The organism is Pseudoalteromonas sp. NZS11, assembly GCF_015864765.1.
GTDB classification, from domain to species: domain Bacteria; phylum Pseudomonadota; class Gammaproteobacteria; order Enterobacterales; family Alteromonadaceae; genus Pseudoalteromonas; species Pseudoalteromonas arctica.
This window is the reverse complement of record NZ_JADYWP010000009.1, coordinates 44,655-64,431: the sequence shown is the minus strand read 5'-3', so window position 1 is coordinate 64,431 and position 19,777 is coordinate 44,655. Positions and strand designations below refer to the sequence as shown.

At 40.9% G+C, this 19,777-nt stretch carries 19 protein-coding genes; 8 read left to right on the top strand and 11 right to left on the bottom strand.

The genetic code is table 11. The features are described 5' to 3' along the window. Positions 1-35: 35 nt before the first annotated feature. Both I6E82_RS16315 and I6E82_RS16310 read right to left on the bottom strand, forming a co-directional pair. Complete coding sequence (locus tag I6E82_RS16315; protein ID WP_007580032.1) at positions 36-323, bottom strand: co-chaperone GroES; 288 nt, start codon at positions 321-323, stop codon at positions 36-38. A 110-nt stretch (positions 324-433) separates the two neighbouring features. Further along, positions 434-910, bottom strand: coding sequence for an FxsA family protein (locus I6E82_RS16310; protein ID WP_007580034.1), 477 nt, complete (start codon positions 908-910; stop codon positions 434-436). 178 nt (positions 911-1,088) lie between these two features. Between I6E82_RS16310 and cutA the strand changes: the two genes are divergently transcribed. The 5 genes from cutA (at position 1,089) to accC (ending at position 5,789) form a co-directional block, all read left to right on the top strand. Beyond that, the gene (gene cutA, locus I6E82_RS16305; protein ID WP_007580036.1) at positions 1,089-1,409 is read left to right on the top strand and encodes a divalent-cation tolerance protein CutA; all 321 of its coding nucleotides are present in this window, start codon (positions 1,089-1,091) and stop codon (positions 1,407-1,409) included. Beyond that, positions 1,409-3,244, top strand: a complete 1,836-nt coding sequence (locus I6E82_RS16300) for a protein-disulfide reductase DsbD (protein ID WP_197118295.1) — start codon at positions 1,409-1,411, stop codon at positions 3,242-3,244. The genes cutA and I6E82_RS16300 overlap by 1 nt, the downstream gene beginning before the upstream one ends. Before the next feature lie 228 nt (positions 3,245-3,472). After that, entirely contained in the window at positions 3,473-3,925 is a 453-nt protein-coding gene (aroQ, locus tag I6E82_RS16295; RefSeq protein ID WP_007580040.1) for a type II 3-dehydroquinate dehydratase, read from the top strand. Positions 3,926-3,963: 38 nt separating this feature from the next. After that, a complete protein-coding gene (gene accB / locus I6E82_RS16290; protein WP_007580042.1) occupies positions 3,964-4,422 on the top strand; it encodes an acetyl-CoA carboxylase biotin carboxyl carrier protein in 459 nt (152 codons plus the stop codon). Between the two features lie 26 nt (positions 4,423-4,448). Further along, positions 4,449-5,789 (top strand): acetyl-CoA carboxylase biotin carboxylase subunit, encoded by a 1,341-nt coding sequence (gene accC, locus I6E82_RS16285; RefSeq protein ID WP_007580045.1) that lies wholly within the window; start codon positions 4,449-4,451, stop codon positions 5,787-5,789. 417 nt (positions 5,790-6,206) lie between these two features. Here the strand turns inward: accC and I6E82_RS16280 are convergent, their stop codons facing one another. Further along, a complete protein-coding gene (locus tag I6E82_RS16280; protein WP_007580047.1) occupies positions 6,207-6,908 on the bottom strand; it encodes a FadR/GntR family transcriptional regulator in 702 nt (233 codons plus the stop codon). A gap of 199 nt (positions 6,909-7,107) precedes the next feature. Between I6E82_RS16280 and I6E82_RS16275 the strand changes: the two genes are divergently transcribed. Then, positions 7,108-7,866, top strand: a complete 759-nt coding sequence (locus I6E82_RS16275) for an SDR family NAD(P)-dependent oxidoreductase (protein ID WP_002958845.1) — start codon at positions 7,108-7,110, stop codon at positions 7,864-7,866. Between the two features lie 3 nt (positions 7,867-7,869). Further along, a complete protein-coding gene (locus I6E82_RS16270) occupies positions 7,870-8,820 on the top strand; it encodes a 2-dehydro-3-deoxygalactonokinase (protein ID WP_024606500.1) in 951 nt (316 codons plus the stop codon). Between the two features lie 79 nt (positions 8,821-8,899). Here the strand turns inward: I6E82_RS16270 and glpD are convergent, their stop codons facing one another. The 8 genes from glpD to I6E82_RS16230 form a co-directional block, all read right to left on the bottom strand. After that, the gene (gene glpD, locus I6E82_RS16265) at positions 8,900-10,405 is read right to left on the bottom strand and encodes a glycerol-3-phosphate dehydrogenase (RefSeq protein ID WP_024600060.1); all 1,506 of its coding nucleotides are present in this window, start codon (positions 10,403-10,405) and stop codon (positions 8,900-8,902) included. Between the two features lie 209 nt (positions 10,406-10,614). Continuing rightward, entirely contained in the window at positions 10,615-12,114 is a 1,500-nt protein-coding gene (gene glpK / locus I6E82_RS16260) for a glycerol kinase GlpK (protein WP_033012289.1), read from the bottom strand. Between the two features lie 207 nt (positions 12,115-12,321). Next, the gene (locus I6E82_RS16255; protein ID WP_197118294.1) at positions 12,322-13,644 is read right to left on the bottom strand and encodes an alpha/beta hydrolase family protein; all 1,323 of its coding nucleotides are present in this window, start codon (positions 13,642-13,644) and stop codon (positions 12,322-12,324) included. Positions 13,645-13,673: 29 nt separating this feature from the next. Continuing rightward, entirely contained in the window at positions 13,674-14,678 is a 1,005-nt protein-coding gene (locus tag I6E82_RS16250) for a Gfo/Idh/MocA family protein (protein WP_197118293.1), read from the bottom strand. Between the two features lie 19 nt (positions 14,679-14,697). Next, the gene (gene galK, locus I6E82_RS16245) at positions 14,698-15,846 is read right to left on the bottom strand and encodes a galactokinase (RefSeq protein WP_197118292.1); all 1,149 of its coding nucleotides are present in this window, start codon (positions 15,844-15,846) and stop codon (positions 14,698-14,700) included. Then, positions 15,836-16,900: a UDP-glucose--hexose-1-phosphate uridylyltransferase gene (locus I6E82_RS16240; RefSeq protein ID WP_197118291.1), complete on the bottom strand. Its 1,065-nt coding sequence runs from the start codon at positions 16,898-16,900 to the stop codon at positions 15,836-15,838. Before I6E82_RS16240 ends, galK begins: the two co-directional genes overlap by 11 nt. Before the next feature lies 1 nt (position 16,901). Then, positions 16,902-17,915: a UDP-glucose 4-epimerase GalE gene (galE, locus tag I6E82_RS16235; RefSeq protein ID WP_024589574.1), complete on the bottom strand. Its 1,014-nt coding sequence runs from the start codon at positions 17,913-17,915 to the stop codon at positions 16,902-16,904. 443 nt (positions 17,916-18,358) lie between these two features. Next, the gene (locus I6E82_RS16230) at positions 18,359-18,601 is read right to left on the bottom strand and encodes a YdcH family protein (protein WP_024600067.1); all 243 of its coding nucleotides are present in this window, start codon (positions 18,599-18,601) and stop codon (positions 18,359-18,361) included. A gap of 552 nt (positions 18,602-19,153) precedes the next feature. On the opposite strand from I6E82_RS16230, the gene I6E82_RS16225 reads away from it, so the two are divergent. Next, positions 19,154-19,735, top strand: coding sequence for an anthranilate synthase component II (locus tag I6E82_RS16225; RefSeq protein WP_024593402.1), 582 nt, complete (start codon positions 19,154-19,156; stop codon positions 19,733-19,735). Positions 19,736-19,777 lie beyond the last annotated feature (42 nt).

Below are 19,777 nucleotides of genomic sequence, written 5' to 3'. Positions count from 1 at the left end.
CTAAATTCTTAAATGTTTATAAATGAAAAGTAGGTTTAGCCTACAATGCCTAAAATATTATCTTCACGCATGATCAGGTACTCTTGACCTTCGATCTTTTCAACTTTTTCAACATATGAGCCAAATAACACAGTGTCACCGGCTTTAACTTCTAACGCTCTCACGTCACCGTTTTCTAAAACGCGACCATTACCTACGGCTACAACTTCTCCGCGAGTTGATTTTTCAGCTGCAGAGCCAGTTAATACAATACCGCCAGCAGATTTTGTTTCTTCTTCTAGACGTTTAACGATTACGCGATCTTGTAAAGGACGAATGTTCATGTTTTTTAGTTCTCCTAACAGTTTCTGAACAGTACAGAAAAAAGCTTTTCTAATTTGCATTCATTAATGGGGGTAGAGTGAAAAATTCCAAGAGAAAAAACGATAAATTTTTAATCTTTTCGCTCATATTCACCATCAATAGTGGTTGGTCGTTCCATTTGCCCTTGCTCTCGTTCAGCATGTTGCTGCCCAGCAAACGGCGATGGCCCTTGTTGCATGCCTGCGCTCATTCTAACAGTTGCTTGGCTAGCAAGGCCTGCAGCCAATTTGTTACGAATTGCAGGGGTTAATAATAGTAGCCCAAATACGTCAGTCATAATGCCAGGAGTAAGGAGTAATACACCTGCAATTACAACGCATATTCCGGTAAATAATTCTTTGGCTGGCATTTGCCCTTGCGCCATTTGCGCTTGTACGTTTTGCAGCGCCCCCATACCTTGTGTTTTAACCATTTTGGCACCTAAAATCGCCGTAATAACAACAAGTGCAATTGTTGCAAATCCGCCAATCACGTCGCTTACTTGAATCAGCAAAGCGATTTCGATAATAGGGATGATAATAAACAACACAAATAAAAATCTAAACATAGCGCTCTCTAAATAATGACACTCAAAAGAGTTGATGAAATATAAATGAGGGTGACGAGGTCTCTTTTCAAGGTTAGGGCATAGGTATCGTCATTTTACTGATATTTTAGCGTCTACACATTGTATCGGCTATCAGATACTATGATGATAGACACTGTCCAATAAGTATAGGTTCATAATGACTACGCATTTTAAAATGATTTTTACGACCTGCAAAGACGAAGCAGAAGCACGCACACTTGCAAGGGCGTTGGTAGAAAAAAAACTAGCTGCTTGTGTAAATATTTTACCTAACATGGGCTCTATTTATATGTGGGAAGGCGAAGTTGCAGAAGCAACTGAGGCTAAGCTACTTATAAAAACGAAATCAGATAAAATGAACGATGTGTTTCTAACAATAAAAGAGTTACATAGCTACGAAGTGCCAGAGATTCAGGTTTTAGAAGTTTCTACGGGAAATTTGGCGTATTTTAATTGGATGGACGAGGTACTGAATTAATGCGTTTTTTCTTTTTATTGTTGGTTACATTATTAACCGTACCTGTAAAGGCTGCGACTAATAATGTGCTTGGTGATCTACTTGGGCCTCCTCAACACACTTTTTTACCTGTAGACCAAGCGTTTGTATTTGACTTTGATCAGCAAGGCAGCACCTTGTTTGTAGGTTGGGATATAGCGCCAGACTATTATTTATATAAAAAGAAAATAGAAATCATTGCCAAGGGCGCAAACATCCAAGTAGGTGACTCTGGTAGTGGCGAAATTATTGAAGATGAATTTTTTGGTAAAACAGAAGTCTTTTTTAATACCGCGAGCGTTGTTAGTAAGTTAAGTAATATTACTGAGGGAGCGGTTGTTAAAGTTCGCTATCAGGGCTGTGCAAAAGCAGGGCTTTGTTATCCACCAGAAGTGATTAGCATTCCACTTAGTGTAATTAGTGGCGCACAGATTAAAAATGTAGATCAAAATAGCGCTACAGATGAAGCGGCAACAGCGCAAAGTACATTTTCAGCACTCAACGAGCCAACGACTGAACTTACAACAAATTCGGATGATACCGAAAAAGAACTGACTTTTACTGAGCAATTAGCCAGTCAGAGTTTAATAACTAATTTACTCATATTTTTTGCTGTTGGTGTAGGCCTTGCTTTTACGCCGTGCGTATTTCCAATGTTTCCTATTTTGTCGAGCTTAATTGCGGGTCAGCAAAACCTTTCAACTAAAAAAGCGTTTGCGTTGTCGTTTGTATATATACAAGGTATGGCAGTTACCTATGCAGCGCTTGGCTTAGTTGTTGCTGCGCTTGGTGGGCAAGTGCAGGGATATTTACAGCATCCATTTGTGTTAATCAGCTTTAGTTTATTATTTGTATTGCTCGCTATGTCGATGTTTGGTTGGTACGAAATTAAACTGCCAAGCAGTATGATGAGCAAGCTAACTCAAGTAAGTAACAACCAAAAAGGCGGCAACTACGTTGGCGTATTTTTAATGGGTGTACTTTCGGGCTTAATAGCATCACCTTGTACTACTGCGCCACTGTCGGCTGCACTGTTATTTGTAGCGCAAAGTGGTGATTACTTAGTAGGTGGTTTAACACTGTACGTGCTTAGTTTAGGTATGGGGTTACCACTTTTATTACTTGGTACATCTGGCGGTAAATTGCTTCCTAAAGCGGGTGGTTGGATGGAGCAAGTTAAAACCTTGTTTGGTTTTGTGATGCTCGTTGTGCCGCTTATATTACTTGAGCGACTAGTAAGCGCCGACATTATATTATTAATGGCAGGTGTGCTTGCATTAGCAACAGCACTGTACTTACATCATTGGCAAAGTAGCCAAACACAAAGCAAGTTAAAAACTGCATTATGGTTTGCTGCAACTCTATTAGTTATTACAGGCTTTACGTTAACTAAAAACTACTTTTGGCCAGTTCAAGTACAAACAGTACAGGTAAGCTCACAAAATAATGAGTTTAAACAGGTTGCTGATTTAGCAAAATTAAAAGAAGCAGTTGCACAAGCAAACGACGAAGGTCGAATGGTTATGGTCGATTTATATGCCGACTGGTGTGTGGCGTGTAAAGAGTTTGAACATTACACCTTTCCTGATGCCAAAGTGCAAAGTGAGTTTAGCCACTATCAGCTTATTCAAATTGATTTAACTGAGAGTGATAATAAAACAATTGAGCTAATGGAAGAGTACACGGTGTTTGGTTTACCTAGTATTTTGTTTTTTAATACTCAAGGACAAGAGCTTAGTACGCAGCGCGTAACGGGCTTTTTAAATGCTGAGGACTTTGCTAAACACCTAGCAGTTGTGCGCGCCAGCGCACAATAATAGTGCAATAGTGCCACTTGAATTGATTAAGTGGCACCTTCACAATTCCCCTTATATTTGTACCCACGACACTGATAAGACCAGTATTTTGCTGCTATTTACGTCGAAATCACTATAATAGTTGGTTAACGTGAGAAATTGTTGCTACATTGCTTTTTCTGCTTACTTAAAAGTGAAAAACTAGTTAGTAACCGCTTAACTCATTACTTATAGGATATATCGCGTATTATGGCTGCAAAATTTAACCTTTTAGTTATAAATGGTCCAAATTTAAACATGCTTGGTAAACGTGAACCGGATAAATACGGTTTTCAGACGCTGAGTGAGATTATGGAGGAGCTAACCAGTGCTGCTAATAGTCTAGATGTTGAGTTAACGCATTTTCAAAGTAATAGTGAGCAAGCACTCATCGAACGAATTCACGATGCTTGGCAAGCGGTTGATTACATAATTATCAACCCAGCTGCATTTACGCATACTAGCGTCGCATTACGTGATGCACTGTTGAGTGTTGATATTCCGTTTTTTGAGGTGCACTTAAGTAATGTGCACGCACGTGAAGCCTTTCGTCATCATTCGTATTTTTCTGATGTGGCACAAGGCGTGATATGTGGATTAGGCGCAATGGGTTATCACGCAGCATTGAATGCCGCTGTGAGCCGGTTGCAAAGCGCAATTTAATTTTAAATTAACACACAAACAAATAGGCGGGTCGTGTAATGGATATTCGCAAGATAAAGAAGCTTATCGAATTAGTAGAAGAATCAGGTATTGCTGAGCTAGAAATCACTGAAGGTGAAGAATCAGTACGTATTAACCGCAACAACATGAGCGCAGGCCCTGGTTACCCGCAATTTGCTCCACAGCAATATGCACCAGCGCCAGCAGCACCAGTTGCAGCGGCTCCTGTAGCTGTTGAAGCAGCAGCACCAGCTGAGCCTACGGGTCATCAAGTTAAATCACCAATGGTTGGTTCTTTTTACTCAGCTGCGTCTCCTGAAGCTCCAGCATATGTAGAAGTTGGTCAGCAAGTTAAAGTTGGCGATACACTTTGTATTATCGAAGCTATGAAAATGATGAACCAAATTGAATCAGACAAAGCCGGTACAGTAAGAGCTATCTTAGCTGAAAATGGCGAGCCAATAGAATTTGATCAACCTCTATTCATCATTGAATAATAGCGTAACCTAAAAGGCCAACTCTAATGTTAGATAAAGTAGTCATTGCAAACCGAGGTGAAATTGCACTTCGTATATTGCGCGCCTGCAAAGAGCTTGGGATCAAAACGGTTGCTGTGCATTCAACGGCAGATCGCGATCTTAAGCATGTATTGCTTGCAGATGAAACCATCTGTATTGGTAGACCATCAGCAACTGAAAGTTATTTAGATATTCCGCGCATTATTGCTGCGGCTGAAATAACTGATGCTGTAGCGATTCATCCTGGTTACGGTTTCCTTGCAGAAAATGCTGATTTTGCCGACCAAGTTGAGCAAAGTGGTTTTGTATTTATCGGTCCTCGTGGCGACACTATTCGCCTTATGGGTGATAAAGTGTCTGCTATTGCAGCAATGCGTAAAGCAGGCGTTCCATGTGTTCCTGGCTCTGACGGTCCGGTATCAGATGATAAAGAACGCAACATGCAAATCGCTAAGCGTATCGGTTACCCGGTAATCATCAAAGCCGCTGGTGGCGGTGGTGGTCGTGGTATGCGTGTTGTTCGCAGCGAATCTGAACTTATTGATTCAATTGCATTAACACAGCAAGAAGCTAAGCAATTCTTTGGTAATAGCATGGTTTACATGGAAAAATTCCTTGAAAACCCACGCCACATCGAAGTTCAAGTATTAGCAGACGGCCAAGGTAATGCAGTACATTTAGGTGAACGTGATTGTTCTATGCAACGTCGTCACCAAAAAGTAGTTGAAGAAGCTCCAGCACCAGGAATTACTGCTGAAACGCGTAAATTCATTGGCGAGCGCTGTACACGTGCATGTATCGAAATTGGATACCGCGGTGCAGGTACGTTTGAGTTTTTATACGAAAACGGCGAGTTTTACTTCATCGAAATGAATACACGTATTCAGGTTGAACACCCTGTAACTGAAATGGTTACTGGTATCGATTTAGTGAAAGAGCAGTTAAAAATTGCAGCGGGTCAACCGTTATCATTCACTCAAGACGACGTTGTTATTCGTGGTCATGCTATTGAGTGTCGTATTAATGCTGAAGATCCTGAAACGTTTATCCCGTCACCGGGTAAAATTACACGTTTCCATCCAGCAGGGGGTTTAGGTATTCGTTGGGACAGCCATATTTACGCTGACTACACGGTTCCACCACATTACGATTCAATGATTGGTAAGTTAATTACTTACGGTGAAAACCGTGATGTAGCTATTGCCCGCGCGCGCAATGCACTTAACGAGCTAGTAATTGACGGAATTAAAACTAATACTCCTTTGCATAAGAGAATTCTTGCAGATGAAAACTTCCAAAATGGTGGTACTAACATCCACTATCTTGAGAAGAAATTAGGATTGTAATTCTAGCCTGTAAAAGGCGTTTTATCTCAGTTAATAACCAGAGTTATTAATCTGATTTAAATAATTAAAAATCCGATATCAGGAGACTGATATCGGATTTTTTAATGTCTGTAATTTATACCAATTCGCTTAATTAAATGAGCTATTTTGAGGGCGGAAAAACGTGTTGGTAGCTAGGCAAAAAATTCGCTATTTAGTTGTTCTCGGCAATTGCTCCTGCATTGCTCTACCTTCTGCATCCATGCAGTCGTAAATGAGAATTTTTTAACGCAGGTAGCGACGCGTTTAGCCCCGCAAAATGATTAAGTATTATTGCGGATTGGTATTAAGCCTTATAGGCAATAAAAAAGTCCATAAAATATACTGCAAAGAGTAAATTCGATGGACTCAATATTTATACAATATGTTGAAATAACATTAAACTAATTTAGATTCAATTAACTGTAGTGCTTCTTCTAAAATTGTTTCTACTGCTTTTTTAGCGCGTTCAGGATCGCGTGACTTTATGGTTTCTAAAATATCAGCGTGTTTAGCAACGTCTGCGCCCGGTACACCTTTAATGTGGTTTGTATAACGAATACTTACTCTAAGGGCAGTACTAATAAACTCAGTTAACTGCACAAAAAAGCGATTGTTACTGGCAACTAATATGCTGGTATGAAAAGCAATGTCAGCTTCTAGTGGATCGTCCAAGCCTTCGTCTGCTTCAGCCATGCGGGCTAAGGCGTTATCAATTTCAGCGAGTTGTTCAGCAGTTGCATTTAGTGCAGCAAGAGCGGCTGCTTGTGGCTCAAGGGCAACGCGTACTTGAGTAAACTCTTTTAATAATGACAGTGATGGCTTGCTGCTTAAAATCCAACGTAGTACGTCGGTATCAAACATGTTCCAGCTACTTTCAGGTAATACACGAATACCTTGCTTAGGACGAGAAGAAATTAATCCTTTAGCAGAGAGCATTTTTACCGCTTCGCGGGTAGCGCTGCGACTTACATCATACTTTATACATAAATCGGCTTCAGAAGGCAGGCCTTCGCTTACAGGGTAAACACCACGCACAATAGCAAAACCCAAATCGTGGGTTAATTGTTGTGTTAAATTTTGACGGGGTTGGCTTTTCATTGCGCAGGATTCCGAGTTGATATATTGCTTTATTATATATCATATATCATATTAATGTACTCAAGGATATGATATAAACTTTTAATTAGCTAAATATTTTAACACAGCAATAACAACTTAGTTTGGCTCTTTATACTGTAAATGTAAGTTTATAAAGAGTTTAAATGAAATTTAAAATGCGCTGTATGGAGAGTTGAATTTGAACACCCTAGCTCAATATCATAGTCTTTCTGGTAAAGTTATTTTTATTACAGGCGGTGCATCAGGCATTGGTAGAGCAATGGTTAAATCCTTTGTAAACCAAAATGCAAAAGTAGCATTTATAGATATTGATGATAAGGCAGCGCAATCGCTTATTCGTGATTTACCCAATGCAAAACTATGGTATAGGCAAGTTGATGTAACTGACTCTCATGCACTTCAGCAATCACTTGTGGATGCATGCGCCGCTTTTGGTGCCATTAATGTATTAGTTAATAATGTAGCGAACGACCGCCGCCAAGCGAGCGAAGACGTTACAGTGCAAGACTGGGATCAGTGCTTACAAATAAACTTAAACCCTGCATTTTTTGCCTCTCAAGTTGCTATGTCTTTTATGAAAGGCGATGGAGCCGGTAGTATCATTAATTTTAGCTCTATTAACGCGATTATGGGCCAGCCACAAATGGCCGGCTATGTAACCGCAAAAGCAGGGCTAATTGGTATGACTAAGGCATTGGCTCGCGATTACGGCGAGTTTGGTATTCGCGTTAACGCTATTTTGCCAGGGTGGGTGGCCACCGACCGTCAACTAGCAAGCTGGTTTACCGAAGAAGAGCAAGTTAAGTGGATGGAAGCCATGGCGCTTAAAAAATTAGTAACCCCTGAAGATGTTGCTAATTTGGCACTCTTTTTAGCCGCCGATGAAAGCAGTATGATCACCGGGCAGAGTATTAAAATCGACGGTGGGAGGCTTTAAAGCTTGGCTAATTCATCTCTTTTTATCGCTGTTGACTGGGGCACGAGCCATTTACGTGCTTATTTGTGCGAAGTACATGCGCAATCAACACTTAAGTTACTAGCACAGCGTGATGGCCCAGGAGTTGTTAAGGCGAATCAAAATTTTGAGCAAACCTTAATTGACACCATTGCGGTGTGGAAGCAAGAATATGGTAGTTTACCCGTTTATATTGCCGGGCAAATTACCTCAAGTATTGGCTGGCACGAAACGCCTTATTTAGAGTGCCCAATTAATCCTGAGGGGTTACTTAATGCTGCGGTTAGTTTTGATTGCAATGGGCATACTATTAAAGCGTTACCCGGCACAAAGTGTACGCTGCAAAATAGCTTATTTGATGTAATGCGCGGCGAAGAGCTGCAAATTTTAGGGTTTTTAAAACAAAATCCAGAGTATCAACAAGGTAAAATATTATTATGTTTGCCTGGCACACATACCAAATGGGTGCTTATAAATAATGGCGAAATCATTTGCTTTAAAACAGCCATGACCGGCGAGTTATATGATTTGTTATGTCATCAAAGTGTTTTAATTCCTAACGACTGCGCAGAAGGTGAGTTTGACTTTAAAGCATTTGAGCAAGGCTGCGAGCTAACTTTAGGTAGTGATAGCGGTAACTTGGCACATGGTATTTTTAGTGTGCGTACCCGCCAGCTTTCAAAGGAGCTAACACCAGTACAAGCAAAAGCCTATTTGTCGGGCGTATTAATAGGGAGCGATGTACGAGCAGCTCGCCATGCTAGCGAGTGGCAATTATTGAGTGATACACAAGTTGTGGTGATTGGTACAAAGCAACTTAATATGTGTTTTACCACAGCACTTAAGCAAATTGGTGTTAAGTGTGTTGAGTTTGATATTAAAACTGCCACGCTCAGTGGCTTTAATTATTTATTTAATTTAGAGTCAAAAAAATAAACCCCTCTATAATAATCAATTATAAAGGGGTTGCACGGGAAGTTTTTAGGACTACAACAGCCGATTACTTTAGCGGTTATTAAGCAATTTTAGCCGCTTTGCTTTGCTCAATATAATCATTAAGCGTAGCAACTTGTGCCTCATTAAAACGTAGTCCTAATTTACTACGACGCCATAAAATATTGTATGCGTTTTCTGCCCACTCTTCATTTAGCAAGTAATTTACTTCTGCTGCAAATAAACCATGGCCAAAATCTTGGCCTAAATCACTCAGTCCAGTTGCACTACCTAGTATAATTTTAGCGCGAGTACCGTAAGTGCGCACAAAGCGTTTAAGTGTTATTTCAGGTAGCCATTCATATTTCGCTTTTAGCTCTGATTTAAGAGCTTCTACAGAGCTAAAATCGCCACCAGGGAGTGAGCTGTGCTTAGTCCACGCTTCGCTCATTTGTGGGTAAAATTCTTCAAGCTTATTAACTGCAGCTTCGGCGAGTTTACGATAAGTAGTAATTTTTCCACCAAACACACTCAATAGTGGTGTTTGCTTGGCGTCACTCGAAAGCTCTAATTTATAATCGCGAGTAACGGCTTGTGCATTAACTGATTCGTCATCAAGTAATGGGCGTACACCCGAGAAGGTATGTACTATATCTTCGCGTTTAATATGGTTTTTAAAGTAACTGTTAGTAATATCAATTAAGTAATCGATTTCTTCATCACTAATTTTAACGTCTTGCGCTTCACCTGTGTGTTCTACATCGGTTGTGCCAACAAGTGAGAAGTCATCTTCAAACGGAATAACAAATACAATACGCTGATCTTTATTTTGTAAAATGTAAGCTTGCTTCTCATCGTGAATGCGCGGCACCACTATGTGGCTGCCTTTCACAAGGCGAATATTTTGTGGCGACTTTTCTGCTAGCGCTTCATCAAATAATTTAGCAACCCAAGGGCCCGCAGCGTTAACAATACCTTTGGCAGAAATGCTGTATTTAGCTTTACTTTTTTGCTGCTCAAGCGTTACCTGCCATTTACCTTGCTCGCGTTTGGCATTTACACACTTAGTTTGCGTGGTAATAACGGCGCCTTTTTGCTGTGCTGCTAGGGCGTTTAAAACGACTAAGCGAGAGTCATCAACCCAGCCATCTGAGTATTCAAAACCTTTGGTAATAGAAGGTTCTAGTACGCTATTTTCGCCAAACTTGATGCTTCGAGAACCCGCTAGTGTTTCGCGCTTTGCTAGGTTGTCATACATAAACAAACCAATGCGAATCATCCATGCAGGGCGTAGATGCTTTTGATGCGGCAATCTAAAAGTAAGTGGCCACATAATGTGAGGTGCGTTTTTAAGTAGCACTTCTCGCTCTGCTAGGGCTTCTTTTACTAATCTAAATTCGTAGTGCTCAAGGTAGCGCAGACCACCGTGGATCAGCTTAGAACTGTTTGAAGATGTTGCACAGGCAAGGTCTGATTGTTCGCACAAGAGTACTTTTAATCCTCTGCCTGCTGCATCAGCTGCTATTCCAGTGCCGTTTACACCGCCACCGATGACTAGTAAGTCATATTCGTTATCTGCTAATTCCACCGAGCTAACCTTTTTATTTGTAATATAAATAAGACATAAGCATCATAAAGCTGCTGTTTTCATTTGACAATAGAAAACCCAGTTTTTTATTCGTTAATTTTGACGCTGATCCATTTTCAATTTAAAGCAGTAAAGCATCCCTTTAAATCTAGCTATTAGCTAAGTTAAAAAGGCGAAGTGGCTAAAGTATTGGCTTAGCCACTTAGTACTTACTCCGGACAGTTTTTATTCGTTAAACATACTTGAGCAACGCAGTGTTGCCATTTTGCATATAAATCGTTACGTTCGTCGGCGCTCATAGTTGGCTCAAAACGACGGTCGCATGTCCACATTTTAGATAACTGCTCGGTTGACTCGTACACACCTGTTTGTAAGCCAGCTAAATATGCTACGCCTAAAGAGGTGGTTTCGGTCACAGTTGGGCGCTCAACTGTTGCGCCTAAAATGTTTGATAAAAAGGTCATAACCCAATTATTTTTTACCATACCGCCATCTACACGAAGCACACTTGGGCGAAGACCATCACGCTCCATCGCTTTTTGTAAATCTTTGGTCTGGTAACCAACTGATTGCAGCGCTGCGGCAACTATGGTGCTAATACCCGAATCGCGTGTTAGCCCTAAAATAGCGCCACGTGCATTAGGGTCCCAATAAGGAGCACCTAAACCCGTAAACGAAGGCACTAAAAATACACCATGATCGAGCGGTACATCTTTAACCATCGATTCACTTTCGCCAGCATGGCTAAGTAGTTTTAAGCCTTCAACAATCCACTGCATAGTTGCGCCAGCCATAAATATACTGCCTTCAATGGCGTAAGTTGGCTTGCCGTTTAATCTATAAGCAACAGTGGTCAATAAGCGGTTTTCTGAGGTCAGTGCTTTTTCGCCAGTGTTAAGCATTAAAAAACAGCCAGTACCGTAAGTACTTTTTGCCATGCCTTGTTCAAAACATGCGTGGCCAACAAGCGCAGCTTGCTGATCGCCTGCAATACCACAAACACGAATTGGCGCGCCAAAAATGTCAGCACTGGTTGAACCAAACTCGTCAGCTGAATCCATTACTTCTGGCAGCATAGATTCTGGAATATCGAATAACTCTAAAAGCTCTTGATCCCACTGCTGGGTGTGAATATTAAATAACATGGTGCGCGATGCATTGGTTGCATCGGTGCGGTGCTCTTTGCCGCCTGTTAGCTGCCAAAGTAGGTAAGTGTCAACCGTACCGAAGGCGAGCTCACCTGCAAGGGCTTGTTCGCGTGCGCCTTCAACGTTATCTAAAATCCAACGAATTTTAGTGGCCGAAAAATAAGGGTCGAGCAATAAGCCTGTTTTATCGCTTATTGTTTGGCAAAGCTCATCAGTTGTTAGGCTTTCGCAATAGTCACTTGTGCGACGGTCTTGCCATACAATAGCGTTATAAATTGTTTTGCCTGTTTTTTTGTTCCACACTAAAGTGGTTTCGCGCTGGTTGGTGATACCAATGGCAATAATTTCTTCAGGCTTTACATCGTTTTTAGTTAACACTTCGCGACTAGTGCTAAGCACTGTTTGCCAAATATCGTTAGGGTCGTGTTCTACCCAACCATTTTGTGGAAAATGTTGCGAAAATTCTTGTTGTGCTGTACCAAAAACGTCTGCATCTTTTGTAAACAAGATGGCCCGAGAGCTTGTGGTTCCTTGATCAATTGAGAGTATGTATTTGGACATGATATTTGTGTTATTTATCTTATCTTATATATGACTAGATTGCCTTTAACCGAAGTTAATGGCAATGGTTTTTTCTTAAAATAGCAGATTAAAAAATAAACACGCTAATATTTTCTGGTAACTCTTTTATATAAAAGGCGTTTTATTTTTGCATTATTTTAAGGGCGTACGCGGCTATTGATTAAAACAGCCGCTTAAAGCTTATTATTACTTGGTGTGAGGTTTAGCTTGTTGCCAATCCATACCGGTAGAAAAGCGATTATCAAACCCGCGCCACTGTGGCAGCGGCTTACCATCAACAACAGCTTGGTCGCCGTTTTGTGGTAAATCTAAGTATTTACACTCGCTGGCTATGCCTTTTACGTGGCAATCCATCATGGCAAGTACAAAGTGTTTGTTGATTTCGTTTAGTGTGCGCATAGACCACGAAGGCTCGTAGTAATGGCCTATATCTAGCTCACTGCTGCTTTGTGCAATAGCAGGGGCTGGGTGTGGTGCAATATTATGGCGTGCATTTTTGTAAGTAAGCATGTACTTATCTTTGCTGCCTGTTTGTTCATAAAGACTTTTAATGCCTTCATAGCCTGAAATGTCATCTAGGTTACCGGCTATATAAAGCGAAGGTACTTTAATTTTTTCCATCGCTTTGTCATCAAATATAGCGTGCTGTCCGCCCCATGGGGCAAAGGCCACCATCGCTTTTATACGTGGGTCTACTTTTGGGTTTTGGTATTGCCCACCAGCGCAGCTGTTTAGTAATTGCTGTACTTTTTCAATTTGAGCAGGGTCTTTCATACCCGTAAACATAGCCGTAGTTTGCTCATTAAAAGCGTAACAACCACCTATCGTATTTACAGCGCCATAGCCACCCATTGAGTAACCAATTACGCCTGCGCTTTTGTTATCTACCTGCTTGCTTGCAAAGTTGTTTTGCTCATTAAAGTAATTAATAACAAACTGCTGATCGCGTGAGCGATTTATAAGCGTACTAAAAAAGCCAGAGAATGGTGCGTTTTCAAAATCAACATCAGCATTGGTCGAATCAGTATGATCAAGTGCAACAACAATGTAACCGTGCGATGCTAAATGCTCGCCAAGGTAGTACATAATTGTACGGTAACCGGTATAACCGTGCGAAAGCACTATCACAGGGTAGTGCTCTTTATTATTAATGGCGACATCACGCATTGCATCGGCTTGCAGAGTAAATTCTTTACCTGAACGAGTTTCATCGGTGTAGCTGGTAAGTGGTGCTTTTGCTGTCTTTGCAGCCGGATACCACACTTCTACTTTTAAAGGACGATCTTTTTGACCTTGTGTAGCGGGGTCAAATTGCGCAGGGTTAACTAAATCAAGTGTTTGCACACCTACATTGTAGCTACCTTTAGCTGCAAGTTCTGGCAGTACTTCGCTAGTGATTGGCGGGTATAGCTGCTCTGGTTTATTAGATTCAGCAACAGCTACACTGGCAGATAAACTGCACGTAGCAAGTAATATAGCTTTTGAAAGCGCCTTGAGTGTGTGTGTCATTGTGTGTCCTTGTTGTGTATTTTTATTTTTTAATTAGTCAGTTCAGCCGACTCGACGGCATTGCTATATTGCAACTGCCATTGTGCTCGTAAGGTATCCATTATGTTCATAACTCGTAAGCTAGTACCCAGTGGTAATACGCTGCTTTGGGTTTGTTTTTGTAATATACACTGCGTGACATGTGCAATTTCAAACTTAAAATTTTCATCGTCGCTAAAGTCGTATTCAAAGTATTGCGGGTCTTGGTCGTTTATGTGTAGTTCTAGCGTTTTTGCACCTACAAACTGAGGTATTCGAATATAGCCAAGCTCACCATTAATACATGCTTCTGTTGGGCCATTTTGCTGCAGTGCGCTGGCAAGAGATGCAAATTGCCCGTTACCGTAATCAACTATAGCAGTGCTTCGCTCATCAACGCCGGTTGTACTTTTATGTACAAAGGATTTGATGTGTTCAGGGGTTTTATTAAATACCACATCAGCAATCGAAATAGGATAAATACCTAAATCGAGCAGGGCGCCACCCGCTGTTACAGGGTTCATTAATCGGTGAGTGTCGGCAAAGCTGCCAGGTAAACTAAAGTTGGCATTAACACTGTGCACATTACCAATAACACCTTCACTTAGGAGTTGTTGTAATTTTACTATGGCTGGTAAAAATCGCATCCAAACGCCTTCCATTAAAAAGCAGTTTTGTTGCTTGGCAAGCTTAGTGAGGTTTTGCAATTGCTTAGCATTAACGGTAATTGGTTTTTCGCTTAGCACGTGCTTATTGTGTGTTAAGCATTGGGCTATTGTTTTAAAGTGTTGATCGTGCGTATTGGCAATATAAATAGCGTCTATATTTGGGCACTGCATAAGAGCTTGATAGCTCTCATAGCCTTGAATATTGTACGGTGTGGCAAATTCTTTAGCGCGCTGCATACTCGTTGAAGCCGCGCCAATAAGCTGTGCATCACTGCAATGCGCAATGCTTTTAGCAAAGGTGTGAGCTATATTGCCACACCCAATAATTCCCCAATTAACCTTTGCCATGCTTATTCCTTAAGTTTATTTAAAAAGACGTAATTTGTAATCCTGAACCCGCTGAACATACGTAAATATCAGCATTTAGGCTAAAACGCTCAAAGTAATGCTTTTCTACCGCAGCTTTAATTAGTGGTACTTCCGCATCGCGACACAAACATACAATTGCGCCACCAAAACCACCCCCTGTCATACGTACTGCGCCGCGATCGCCCATCGCTTCTTTACAAATTTCTACTAGGCCATCGGTTGCAGGTACGGTTACTTCAAAATCGTGTTTAAGTGATTGGTGCGATGCTGCCATTAGCGTACGAAGTGCATCCATATCATTATTTTGTAGTGCAGTTGTTGCTGCAATTACACGGTCGTTTTCGCTAATTACGTGGTGTGCACGTTTATATTCGTTTTCGCTTAATGTTGCTTTTACTGCTTGCAGGCCAGCCATGGTGGCTTGGCGAAGTGTTTCTACACCCATTTTTACAGCAGCTTGTTCGCAGTCAATGCGGCGCTGGTTGTATTCGCTATCAACCAACTTACGCGGGTAGTTTGAATTAACAATAACAATATTTAAATCATCAGGAACTTTAACTGATTTAGTTGCGAGGTTTTCACAGTCGATTAATAGTGCATGACCGTTCTCGCCTTTAGCTGAAATAAGCTGATCCATAATGCCGCATTGGCAATGCATAAAGTCGTTTTCGGCTTCTTGGCCAAATAGCGCAATTTGCTCTGGCGGTAAACCAAGCTGTGCAATATGGTTAAACATACCGCCTACAGCAACTTCTAGTGCGGCCGATGACGACAAGCCACTACCTTGCGGTAAGTTACTTTCAATAAGTAGGTCGGCACCACGCAGTGTGTAGCCCGCTCTTTTAAGAACATAAGTCACAGCACGAATGTAGTTACCCCATTGCGACTGGCCTTCAGTGATTTCTTCATCAACGCTAAAGCTGTCTTTTTCGCCTGGGTAATTTAAAGAATGCACAGTGATAATATTGTCGTCGCGCTCTTTAAACATTACTTGGGTACGAAACTCTAACGAACACGGTAAAACAAAACCGTCGTTGTAGTCGGTAAATTCGCCAATAAGGTTTACACGGCCCGGTGCTGCTGCAATACCTTGAGCAGGCGCGCCATACAGTGACAAAAATTGTTGTTGGAATTCGTTAAGCTTCATCTGTGTGTCCTGCTGTATCTTTATAGTGTGTTGTACTGGCTGCTTTTAAAATAGAAGCAGCGGTTTCTGCGCTTAAATCGCGTTGGCTTTCGCCTAGCATTTCGTAGCCTACCATGTGTTTTTTAACAGTAGCAGAGCGAAGTAGCGGCGGATAAAAGTGTGCATGCAAACGCCAATGTTGCTCATCAGAGCCTCTATTAGCCGGTGCATTGTGCCATCCCATTGAGTATGGGAAGCTGCAATTAAATACGTTGTCGTACTTAGTGGTTAATACTTTAAGTGCCTGAGCCAAAGAGTCGGTTTGGACATCGTTTAGCTGGCTAAAGTTTTGAATGTTATCTTTAGTTACTAGCATTGTTTCAAACGGCCATGCTGCCCAAAATGGCACAACAACAAGCCAATGTTCGTTTTCAAATACAACACGAGTTTTATCTGCTTGCTCTTTTTGCGCGTAATCGGCAAGCATGGCTGTGCCATGCTTTTTATAATAGGCAAGCTGCTGGTTATCTTCGGCTTCTATTTCGGTTGATAAATGCGAGTGAGCCCATACTTGGCCGTGAGGATGAGGTTGCGAACAACCCATGATCTCGCCTTTATTTTCAAAAACTTGTACGCATTCGTACTGCTGTGCAAGCTCTGTGTAATTTTGTTTCCAGGTTTTTACTACTTCGTGCAATGCGTTTTGGCTAAGCTCTGGTAGTGTTTTATTATGCTCTGGAGAAAAACAAATTACGCGGCATTCGCCACTGGCTTCGTCGGCAATAAATAAATCGCTGTCTGATTCTAAGCTTTGTAATTGCTCGCTGGCATTAGGCGTTAATGCGCCAAAGTCATTTCTAAATACGTGTGTGTATTTGTAATCTGGATTGCTGTCGCCATTTGCACGGGTATTGCTTGGACAAAGTGGGCAGCTTTCATTATGTTTTGGTAATACGTTTTCATTAACTGCTTCTGTTGCGCCTAACCATGGGCGGTTATTACGATGTGGTGACACTAATACCCAACGACCCGTTAGCGGATTTTTACGTCTGTGAGTACTTTCTAATAAAGCCATGTTAACTCTCCAACCCACTTGGGTAATTAGTTTGCCAGCGCCATGTGTCGTTTGTCATGTCGCTAAGTGTTAGTTCTGCGTGCCAGTTAAGTGTGTTTTGCGCTTTTGTGGCATCGGCGTAGTTACAGGCAATATCACCTGCTCGGCGCGGCGCAATCTTATACGGAATATCTTTATTGGCTGATGCGCTAAATGCGTTGATCATATCAAGCACAGAATAACCTTGCCCTGTGCCTAAGTTGTAAGCATGAAAGGCGGTATCTGTTTTATGCTGCATAAATGCCGCAACATGACCTTTAGCTAAATCTAAAACATGAATATAGTCGCGCACGCCTGTGCCATCTTCGGTGTCGTAGTCGTCACCAAAAATATTGACCACGTCACGTTTACCTACTGCAGTTTGAGCAATAAAAGGCATTAAGTTATTAGGAATACCATTAGGGCTTTCACCTAATAAACCACTTGGGTGTGCACCTACTGGGTTAAAGTAACGAAGCGCAATACCCATAAATTGACTGTTGGCATTACATACGTCTTGCATGGCTTGTTCAACCATGACTTTAGTCCAACCATAAGGATTAGTTGCGCGTATAGGATGCTTTTCGTCAATAGGGAGGTAGTCTGGCTCACCGTATACTGTAGCCGATGAGCTAAATATAATATGGTTAACGCCTGCCTCTTGCATGTTTTGTAGCATGCTTAATGTGCCCGACACATTATTTTGATAATAACGCAGTGGTTGCTCAGTTGATTCGCCAACGGCTTTTAAAGCCGCAAAGTGAAAAACAGCTTCGGCTTTAGTATGTTTTAGGGCGAGTTTAAATTGTTGCTCGTCTTGAATGTCACCCAATATAAACTCAAACCGAGTGCCAGTAATCTTTTCGAGTTGGTCAAGTACCCGCGAACTAGCATTAGACAAGTTATCATAAATAACAGGTGTAATACCTGCTTCATGCAATGCAATACATGTGTGGCTACCTATGTAACCCATGCCGCCAGTGACTAAAACTTTCATGTTTATTCTCGAAAAGTGTATTTATATGATAAATACTACTATTAAGGTGGTTTAAAAACAATAGTTATGATTGTTGGATAATTCAAATAAAAGCATAAAAAACATTCAGATTAAACACTCGCCTGCCTCTAAATAGCATGCTTTTATTTTAACTAACAAAGGCTTAGCTTTATCAATTGATTAGATAAACTGTTTCGATTATTGACCTAATTTCAGCGGTAGGGGGGCTGCTAATATAGCGAGAACAAAGTTAGGAGAGAGCAACATAAATAAAACAGTTTTACTTACCGGTGCTACCGATAGCACTTGCTAGAAACGCAAAGATGTTATTAACCCAAGTACTGTATTTATGAAATCTGTGGGTGGCTTTGTAAAGTTTTAGAAAAAATCCTTATGGTTGATCTAAAGAGCTCACTTGTCAGTGAGCTCTTTTTTTAGCTGGATTACTGCTCTTGCTGCAAGCGCTCGTATAGCCAATCTTTTAATTCTGTACGTTCATGTTTTAGCTGATGCATTTGCTCATCGCTTATGGGCGCATCTTTGAGCTCTAACACTCTAATTTCTTTATCTAGCTTGTCGTACTTATCTGCTTTTTTTGCAAATTCAGTATCGCTTTCATTTAACTCGGCAATTGTCCTTAAGTACTCTGGAAAGTCATTAGTTAATGAGTGGTCTTCGCCTAACATATTCGCTCCTTAATAGGATATAAATGAGCTCACAAGTAAGTGAGTTGTATAAGTGAATTACTGCCTTTCATATAATACACTGGGGCTTACATAGATATAATTCAACCATTGAGCCGCTAATTTGATGTAGAGCAAACAATCTGTTTATTTTGCTCAGTAAGGCATTTCACCAAAGTATTTAACAGAGCGATCAATAAACGCACGTACTTTAGGGGTCAATAATTTATTGTTGGGGTATACAGCCTAAATAGGAGTGTTAACTACTCGCGAAAAGCTTATAGCTCGATATTATTGCTCAAGCTGCAAGGTATCTCTGGCTAGAGAAAATAAATTTAAATATCATCATGATTTAATACGTTAATAAATCTCTTAAGCAGAGTTCGGGTTAAGTAAACCAGTACCCACTAGAGACTTTAAAGAGCTTTTAGCAAAAAGAGTTAATTTTTAACGCTTTTTGCTAATTTATGTTGACTAATTAATAGTGGTAGAATGCAGCGCTTAGTACCACTTGTGTGAAGTAAGTGGTCAATAATTTATAAGGTTTGTTGTGTAATGCTGTTAATGATCGACAACTACGACTCGTTTACTTACAACTTAGTGCAATATTTTCAGCGTTTAGATCAAGACGTTTTAGTGAAACGTAATGACGAGCTAAGCATTGCACAAATAAAGCAGTTGAACCCGAAACACATCGTGTTATCGCCGGGGCCATGCACGCCTAACGAAGCGGGTATTTCGTTAAATGTTGTTGAGCAACTAAAAGGGCAATATCCTATTTTAGGGATTTGCTTGGGGCATCAAACTATCGCGCAAGCTTTAGGGGGAGATGTAATACGTGCTAAAAAAGTAATGCACGGTAAAACATCACCCATAGTTCACACTAATAAAGGGGTGTTTAAAGGCTTAGCTAACCCGTTAACAGTATGTCGTTATCATTCTTTAGTGGTTAAAGAGCAAACTCTACCTAAAGAACTTGAAGTAACCGCATGGACTCAGACTGAGCAAGGCGAGTTTGACGAAATTATGGGGTTACTTCATAAAGAACTAGCAATTGAAGGTGTGCAGTTTCACCCCGAAGCTATTCTAACTGATCAAGGCTTAGAACTGCTTGATAACTTTTTAACTCGCTTCTAATGTTATAATACACAGAGCATTTAATACTTTATTAATGGATGT

Coding starts and splice junctions, on each gene's coding strand:
- I6E82_RS16240 (WP_197118291.1), bottom strand. CDS start 16,900: ATGGCTTTATTAGAAAGTACTCACAGACGTAAAAATCCGCTAACGGGT.
- aroQ (WP_007580040.1), top strand. CDS start 3,473: ATGGCTGCAAAATTTAACCTTTTAGTTATAAATGGTCCAAATTTAAAC.
- galK (WP_197118292.1), bottom strand. CDS start 15,846: ATGAAGCTTAACGAATTCCAACAACAATTTTTGTCACTGTATGGCGCG.
- cutA (WP_007580036.1), top strand. CDS start 1,089: ATGACTACGCATTTTAAAATGATTTTTACGACCTGCAAAGACGAAGCA.
- accC (WP_007580045.1), top strand. CDS start 4,449: ATGTTAGATAAAGTAGTCATTGCAAACCGAGGTGAAATTGCACTTCGT.
- glpK (WP_033012289.1), bottom strand. CDS start 12,114: ATGTCCAAATACATACTCTCAATTGATCAAGGAACCACAAGCTCTCGG.
- I6E82_RS16315 (WP_007580032.1), bottom strand. CDS start 323: ATGAACATTCGTCCTTTACAAGATCGCGTAATCGTTAAACGTCTAGAA.
- galE (WP_024589574.1), bottom strand. CDS start 17,915: ATGAAAGTTTTAGTCACTGGCGGCATGGGTTACATAGGTAGCCACACA.
- I6E82_RS16280 (WP_007580047.1), bottom strand. CDS start 6,908: ATGAAAAGCCAACCCCGTCAAAATTTAACACAACAATTAACCCACGAT.
- I6E82_RS16225 (WP_024593402.1), top strand. CDS start 19,154: ATGCTGTTAATGATCGACAACTACGACTCGTTTACTTACAACTTAGTG.
- I6E82_RS16230 (WP_024600067.1), bottom strand. CDS start 18,601: ATGTTAGGCGAAGACCACTCATTAACTAATGACTTTCCAGAGTACTTA.
- I6E82_RS16310 (WP_007580034.1), bottom strand. CDS start 910: ATGTTTAGATTTTTATTTGTGTTGTTTATTATCATCCCTATTATCGAA.
- I6E82_RS16255 (WP_197118294.1), bottom strand. CDS start 13,644: ATGACACACACACTCAAGGCGCTTTCAAAAGCTATATTACTTGCTACG.
- accB (WP_007580042.1), top strand. CDS start 3,964: ATGGATATTCGCAAGATAAAGAAGCTTATCGAATTAGTAGAAGAATCA.
- I6E82_RS16250 (WP_197118293.1), bottom strand. CDS start 14,678: ATGGCAAAGGTTAATTGGGGAATTATTGGGTGTGGCAATATAGCTCAC.
- I6E82_RS16300 (WP_197118295.1), top strand. CDS start 1,409: ATGCGTTTTTTCTTTTTATTGTTGGTTACATTATTAACCGTACCTGTA.